8 protein-coding genes are annotated in these 6,756 nt (G+C 37.2%); all 8 read right to left on the bottom strand.

What is annotated here, in order from left to right; genetic code table 11:
• Window positions 1-838: 838 nt before the first annotated feature.
• Window positions 839-1,099, bottom strand: coding sequence for a YggT family protein (locus HF876_RS05170; RefSeq protein WP_169358996.1), 261 nt, complete (start codon window positions 1,097-1,099; stop codon window positions 839-841).
• A 16-nt stretch (window positions 1,100-1,115) separates the two neighbouring features.
• Window positions 1,116-1,598 (bottom strand): cell division protein SepF, encoded by a 483-nt coding sequence (locus HF876_RS05165; protein WP_169358995.1) that lies wholly within the window; start codon window positions 1,596-1,598, stop codon window positions 1,116-1,118.
• A complete protein-coding gene (locus HF876_RS05160) occupies window positions 1,595-2,284 on the bottom strand; it encodes a YggS family pyridoxal phosphate-dependent enzyme (RefSeq protein WP_169358994.1) in 690 nt (229 codons plus the stop codon). Before HF876_RS05160 ends, HF876_RS05165 begins: the two co-directional genes overlap by 4 nt.
• Before the next feature lie 74 nt (window positions 2,285-2,358).
• The gene (locus HF876_RS05155) at window positions 2,359-2,598 is read right to left on the bottom strand and encodes a YlmC/YmxH family sporulation protein (protein ID WP_169358993.1); all 240 of its coding nucleotides are present in this window, start codon (window positions 2,596-2,598) and stop codon (window positions 2,359-2,361) included.
• Between the two features lie 80 nt (window positions 2,599-2,678).
• Window positions 2,679-3,461 (bottom strand): RNA polymerase sporulation sigma factor SigG, encoded by a 783-nt coding sequence (sigG, locus tag HF876_RS05150; RefSeq protein WP_169358992.1) that lies wholly within the window; start codon window positions 3,459-3,461, stop codon window positions 2,679-2,681.
• Window positions 3,462-3,550: 89 nt separating this feature from the next.
• Window positions 3,551-4,258: an RNA polymerase sporulation sigma factor SigE gene (sigE, locus tag HF876_RS05145; protein ID WP_240949634.1), complete on the bottom strand. Its 708-nt coding sequence runs from the start codon at window positions 4,256-4,258 to the stop codon at window positions 3,551-3,553.
• Window positions 4,258-5,100: a sigma-E processing peptidase SpoIIGA gene (locus HF876_RS05140; RefSeq protein WP_169358991.1), complete on the bottom strand. Its 843-nt coding sequence runs from the start codon at window positions 5,098-5,100 to the stop codon at window positions 4,258-4,260. Before HF876_RS05140 ends, sigE begins: the two co-directional genes overlap by 1 nt.
• A gap of 454 nt (window positions 5,101-5,554) precedes the next feature.
• Window positions 5,555-6,718, bottom strand: coding sequence for a cell division protein FtsZ (ftsZ, locus tag HF876_RS05135; RefSeq protein ID WP_169358990.1), 1,164 nt, complete (start codon window positions 6,716-6,718; stop codon window positions 5,555-5,557).
• Between the last annotated feature and the right edge of the window lie 38 nt (window positions 6,719-6,756).

Raw genomic sequence — 6,756 nt, 5'->3', positions numbered from 1 at the left:
CCATTTGACCCCGAGGGGCAAGGCGATGGAGCTAGACATCAAGAAAAGCACAATCGCCTGTCTCTGCCCCGACAGGCAAATGGAGAAAAGCGAGGAGGCAGCTCTTCAGCCACCGGAGCTTTTATCCATTTGACCCCGAGGGGCAAGGCGATGGAGCTAGACATCAAGAAAAGCACAATCGCCTGTCTCTGCCCCGACAGGCAAATGGAGAAAAGCGAGGAGGCAGCTCTTCAGCCACCGGAGCTTTTATCCATTTGACCCCGAGGGGCAAGGCGATGGAGCTAGACAATAAGAAAAGCACAATCGCCTGTCTCTGCCTCGACAGGCAAATGGAGAAAAGCACAGAAAAACTTTTTTTAGTTAGCTTTGTTAAAGTTATTGGTTGATTTAGACTAACAATTCTTTTTTATAGTGACTGTAAACATTGAAAAAGGAACTTTCAAATGGCTATTAAGAACATAAATAGATGATGAAATGGGGGTTGGTGAGAGCTTTCAGCTTTGTTTATATGAGTAAACTTATTAGCACTTTATCGATGCTCAAGCTGTTCCTATTTATTGATTGGAGCGACAGACGGCGACTCCAGTGGGATGAGTGAGACAGATAAGACATCACAACCGCGCGCGTTAGCGACGGGTGATGGCTTATCGCTCACCCCACGGAAAGCGTCCGGCTGGGGCGGAAATCAATTCTACTCTCTGATTTAAGATTTCTTTGCATCGTAAATCAACCATAACCTTTAACATAGCCTTTTAGTTTAGTTAAATTGCTTGCCTTTGTTTAACCCGAGGGGACAAGAATAAATAATATATTTTAAAAAAACCTCACAAATGTGAGGTTAAATGTAATGACCTAGAGATATAATCCCTCTCATAGCTATATTAAGAACAAATATAGCAACAATCGGTGAAATATCAATCATACCTATTGGTGGGATAATCTTACGAAAGGGCTCTAAGTAGGGCTCACATATTCTCCCTAAAAATTGTCCTACCGTAGATTCTTTCACATTAGGTACCCATGACATAAAGATATAAATAATCAACGCAAATGAGTAAATTTGTACTAATTGTGCCAATAAAAATAAAATCAAATCCATTATAATAACTCCTCTATTAATCTAGATCGTTGTAGTAGTAATCCGATATTGAGCCCGCTACTTCTACCGAATCAGGGGCACATAAGAATATATCTGTTCCTATTCTTTGAATATCTCCACCTAAAGCATATACTGTTCCACTTAAAAAGTCGATTATTCTAATTCCTTGTTCCTTGTCAATACGTTGTAAATTAACTATAACTGCTTTTTTGTTCTTTAAATGCTCTGAAATGTCTTGTGCCTCAGCATAGACTCTCGGTTCAATTAAAATTACCTTTGAGGACTTTTGCATATTTTGAATACTGACAAGATTCGTAGCAGCAGTTTCCTTAGGAGCAGCATTAAATTTGCGTTCTTTAGGATATGATGATTTTACTGGCTGTTGTCGTACTTGTTCTGGTTCTACTGCACGATTTTGTGTTCTAGGTTGCTGAGGTGTTGTAGTATCTTCATCCTCTTCTAAATAGAAGAAGTTTTTTACCCAATTCTTCATACTCATTCATCCTCCTTGTCTTTGCCGACTAATGCTGTTCCTATTCGTATAAATGTAGCTCCCTCTTCAATAGCTATTTCGTAATCTCCGGACATACCCATGGATAGCTCCTTACATGGGGCGTGTGGAAGTTGTTTTGCAGCAATTCTTAGTTGAAGCTCTTTTAAGCTACGGAAAACGTTTCGTATTAAAGCCTTATCTTCCGTATTCGGTGCCATTGTCATTAGACCGACTACACGTATATGTGAATAATCCTTAAGAGTGTCAATAAACAATTCAGCTTCTTCCATAGATAGACCATGCTTGGATTGTTCCTCAGAAACATTCACTTGAACAAAGCAATTTTTAACATTGTCTGCTCTTTTTTCAATTTCCTCGGCCAAGCTTTTACGATCTAAGGAGTGCAAATAATCTATCTCATTGATTACCGATTTTACTTTCCTAGTTTGCAATGAGCCTATGTAGTGCCATTTTACGTTAGCTGAAATAGCTTCTAATTTTCTTTTAAGTCCTTCAGGTCTGTTTTCTCCAAGATGCAATATTTCATTTTGAATAACTTCCTCCGTACGTTCTACTGAAACTTCCTTTGTAACAGCAATAAGTGTTACATCGTCAAAATTTCGATTAGAGCGTACACAGGCTTCTTCAATATGCTTTTGAATGTTAATTAAATTATTATGAACATTTGACATTTTAAACCAACTCTTCATCTAGTGTTTTGTTCATTGTATCAATGAAATGGCGTTTTATCAATAAAGAACAGTACCTATTCTCTGTTTTTAGCAACAATTATTACATCTTTTCCAATAACAGCTATATTTTGTACGCTAATTTTTTTCGTTTCCCTTTTTTTATTGAAAAATGTGGGGTATGCCCCATTAGTTTCTACAATAAAGGAAATGATATGACCTGTTTCTTTATCTATTTCTGCATCCACTATAAAGCCCAGTAATTGCCCTGAATTAGCCTCAATGACTTCTTTTTGTTGCGCATCTGAAAACTTCAACAGTTCCCCTCCTTTTTAATAGTATATTCATGAAAATAGAAAAAAACGCTTTTTCTGACGAGAAAAAGCGTTAAGGATTGTTATTTAGGATTTAACTGATTTTGAATAGTAGATAAAGCACTTTTCTCTAGTCTTGAGATTTGAGCCTGCGAGAGACCCAGGTCGGTAGCTATTTCGGTTTGTGTCGCACCAAAGTATATTCTTTTCGTTAATATTTTCTTTTGTCGCGAGTCTAAGTTTTGAAAACTCTCTTTTACCGTAAAATAAGTAACCCATTGATCTTCTGATACATCATTATCACATAATTGATCCATCATATAAATAGCATCTCCTCCATCACTGAAAATTGGTTCTTGAAGAGAGACAGGATCTTGAATTGCATCTAGCGATAATAATATATCTTCTACTGGTATCTCAAGTATTTTAGACAAATCCTCTAATGTCGGTTCTTCCAAATGTTCGTTAATATATTGTTCCTTGGCTTTCATAGCCTTATAAGCAATATCTCTTAATGATCTAGAAACTCTTACAGAATGGTGGTCACGCAAATGTCTTTTTATCTCACCAATGATCATAGGCACTGCATATGTGGAAAAACGCACATTATGTTTTAAATCAAAATTTTCAATGGACTTTATAAGCCCTATGCAACCTACCTGGAATAAGTCATCTGCTTGCTCGCCTCTATAAGCGAAGCGCTGTACTAGACTTAAAACTAATCTTAAATTACCCATTACCAATTCATCTTTAACCGAATCTTCGCCAGCTTGTAAGCGAATAAATAATGCTTTCATTTCTTCGTGGGTTAGTAAAGGAAGCTTTGATGTGTCAATGCCGCATAATTCAACTTTTGTTCTCGTCATAGATCTTCCTCCGGACTTTTTAATAGTTCTTAGTCAGTTTATCCGCCGGTTAAAAGATTATTCGGAGCATAGCTATCCAATTTCACCCATTAGGCAATCGGTTCATTCAGTACTTCTTTTAAATCTAAAATTATTTTTTTCTCTAATCTTGAGATATAAGATTGGGAAATTCCAAGATGATCAGCTACCTCTTTTTGAGTCATTTCCTCTTGTCCGTTAAGCCCAAAACGACATTGCATAATATATTTTTCTCTATTTCCCAATAAATTTATAGCTTCAAAAACATGCTGACGTTCTAGCTTTTTTTCGACATCCTCTATTATTAGATCTTCACTTGTACCCAGAATATCGGAAAGCAGTAATTCATTACCATCTGAATCAGAATTTAAAGGCTCATCAAATGAAACTTCTGATTTCATGCGGTTCGTTTTTCTCAAATGCATAAGAATTTCGTTTTCAATACATCTTGAAGCATAGGTTGCTAATTTAATGCCTTTATCTAAATTGAACGTTTCTACCGCTTTTATAAGTCCGATGGATCCAATACTAATTAAATCTTCTATGTTTGTATTCGTTTGATCGAATCTTCTAGCAATGTATACTACAAGTCTTAAATTTCTTTCGATTAACACATCTCTTGCGTACTCATCTCCATCCATAAAAGCTAGTAGCATTTCTCGTTCCTCATCTCTCGTCAATGGTTTTGGTAATGATTCACTTCCACCAATATAATGGACTCCTTTTCTTCTAAATGAGAGAATCCAATAATAAAATCGACGTAGCATATTTAATATCATTATTTAGCACTCCTTTTTTTCAAATGATAGTACGAGGAACTATGTAAGATACCGTCTGCCTCGTGTGGAAATTTGTCCTTACCTCTCGTTAGTACGATGTAACCTTTTGGTAAAGGTTGATCATTTACGACCCATTCATCGAATTTAATGCCTATTACCCATGACTTTTCCTTTTGAACGGTTGCAATTGGTATTAGACGAACCTTACTCGCATACTCTTTTGGAAGCATATCCAAACCTTTATAATGTGTGCTATCCCAGCTATTTATCACATCATAAAGAAGTTCTGGAAGAATGGGACGAAGAGCTTCTGCTGCTATAAAGTGTACAGGATCATTAGAAAGTGGTTCTGTACAGACGTTCCCAGAATCAATAAATAGTGTAAGTTCCTTTGTTTGATTGAATAATTTAATGCTAGAAGGATAAATAAGTTCTCTTTCCGATTGTGAAATATGCAGACTAAGTACGTGTTTCGTGAGGAGGTATAAACCACCAGTAGCAATTAATGCATAATTGATAATCATGAATGAATTACTCGCATTATGGTACATTGGGGCAATTGCTGTAAGTAGTCCACCAGCAAAGATGCTTGCTAGTAATGTTAATGAAATGGCTTTGACGATTTGTGTCCTTTTTTTCCAAAACGCTATTCCAATCATGAGAAAGAAAGTCAAAAATAGCGTAATGAAATGATTAGAAAAAACGACGGTTATCAATCCCGCAACAAATGCAGACAGAAGCAGGTATCTTTTTTTGTTTTCAATCCAACCAATTCTGTTTGCAAACGCTAAAACGGTATAGTTGAAAAAGGTGTTTGTTGCAATCATAACTTCTGCGTACATAGCTCTCCTCCTTTTGATAAAAGCTTAACATCCGATTTATAAGAAATTTGTCAAAGGAGCGTTCAAAAGTAAATTTTTTAAACGACAAAATTATAGAAAGAATTATGGTATGAGTTTTTTTCGTTACTAGTTGAATCGATTTCATAAACCTTTGATGAGACGAAGACTAAGAACAAAAAGATGAAAAATAATGAGACAATTATTGATTGGAGCTCCAGCGGGATGAGTGACAGGCAAATGGGGAAATGCGAGGAGGCAGTTCCTCAGCCACCGCAGTATTTTCCCATTTGACCCCGAGGGGCAAGGCGGTGGAGCTAGACATCTATTTATCCACAGGTTCAGAATTTTATAATTTCCTGAACAATAAAAAAGACTATAGACATTTCAAATCTCTTTGAAAGTCTATAGCCTGAGCAATCGCTATTAACCAGATTACTTTTTATCTATTAACCTATTAGTTTCTGCGATTACGATTTCTTAAAAATGTTGGTATATCTAAAGCATCATCTTGGTGATTATGAGTTGGAGCAGGACGTTCCTGCTGATAAGAAGGCTGCGGTTGAGACTGTGGCTCTTCTTTTCTAGTTTCACGCTGTGTAGTAGCTGCTTGCTGAGCACGTGCAGTTCCAAAGCCTGTCCCTCTAGGTTGTTTTTGCATAATTACTTCTTCATTAAAACCGGTTGCAATTACTGTTACTACAATCTCATCTTTCAAGTTATCATTGATAACCGAACCAAAGATCATGTTAACTTCTTCATCTGAAGCAGATGCTACGATGTCTGCAGCTTCTTGTACTTCAAATAAGGAAAGATTTGAGCCACCAGTGATATTCATTAATACACCTGTCGCTCCATCAATCGAAGTTTCAAGTAACGGACTAGAAATAGCCTTTTTAGCTGCTTCTGCTGCTCGATTTTCTCCTGCAGAAATACCAATCCCCATTAGTGCTGCTCCTTTGTTAGACATAATTGTCTTAACATCAGCAAAGTCTAAGTTAATAAGACCAGGAACTGCGATTAAATCAGAGATACCTTGGACACCTTGACGAAGAACGTTATCAGCTTCTCTAAATGCTTCTAGCATTGGAGTATTTTTGTCTACAATCTCCAATAGGCGATCATTAGGAATAACAATTAGTGTATCAACGGCTTCCTTCATCATGCCAATCCCGCCTACAGCCTGTGTAGAGCGCTTGCGACCTTCAAAAGTAAATGGACGTGTTACTACTCCGACAGTCAAAGCACCTAAGTCACGAGCGATTTGAGCTATTACAGGAGCTGCTCCTGTACCAGTTCCGCCACCCATTCCCGCGGTTACGAAAACCATGTCTGCACCTCTTAGTGCTTCTTCTATTAATTCTTTACTTTCTTCAGCTGCTTTTTTACCTACCTCTGGGTTAGCTCCTGCTCCTAAACCACGAGTTAGTTTACCACCAATTTGAAGTTTTACTTCAGCTTTTGACATGTTAAGGGCTTGTGCATCTGTATTTACAGCGATAAAGTCTACCCCTTGGACGCCATGTTCAATCATACGATTTACTGCGTTATTTCCGCCGCCACCGACTCCAATAACTTTAATAATTGCTAATTGATCTTCGTTTGTTTCAAATTCTAACATGCTATTGCCTCCTATATTCTTTCAACTATGATAAAGTT

This window comes from Psychrobacillus sp. BL-248-WT-3, from assembly GCF_012843435.1.
Classification (GTDB): domain Bacteria; phylum Bacillota; class Bacilli; order Bacillales_A; family Planococcaceae; genus Psychrobacillus.
The sequence above is the reverse complement of the archived record's forward strand: the minus strand, read 5'-3'. Positions and strand labels throughout refer to the sequence as shown.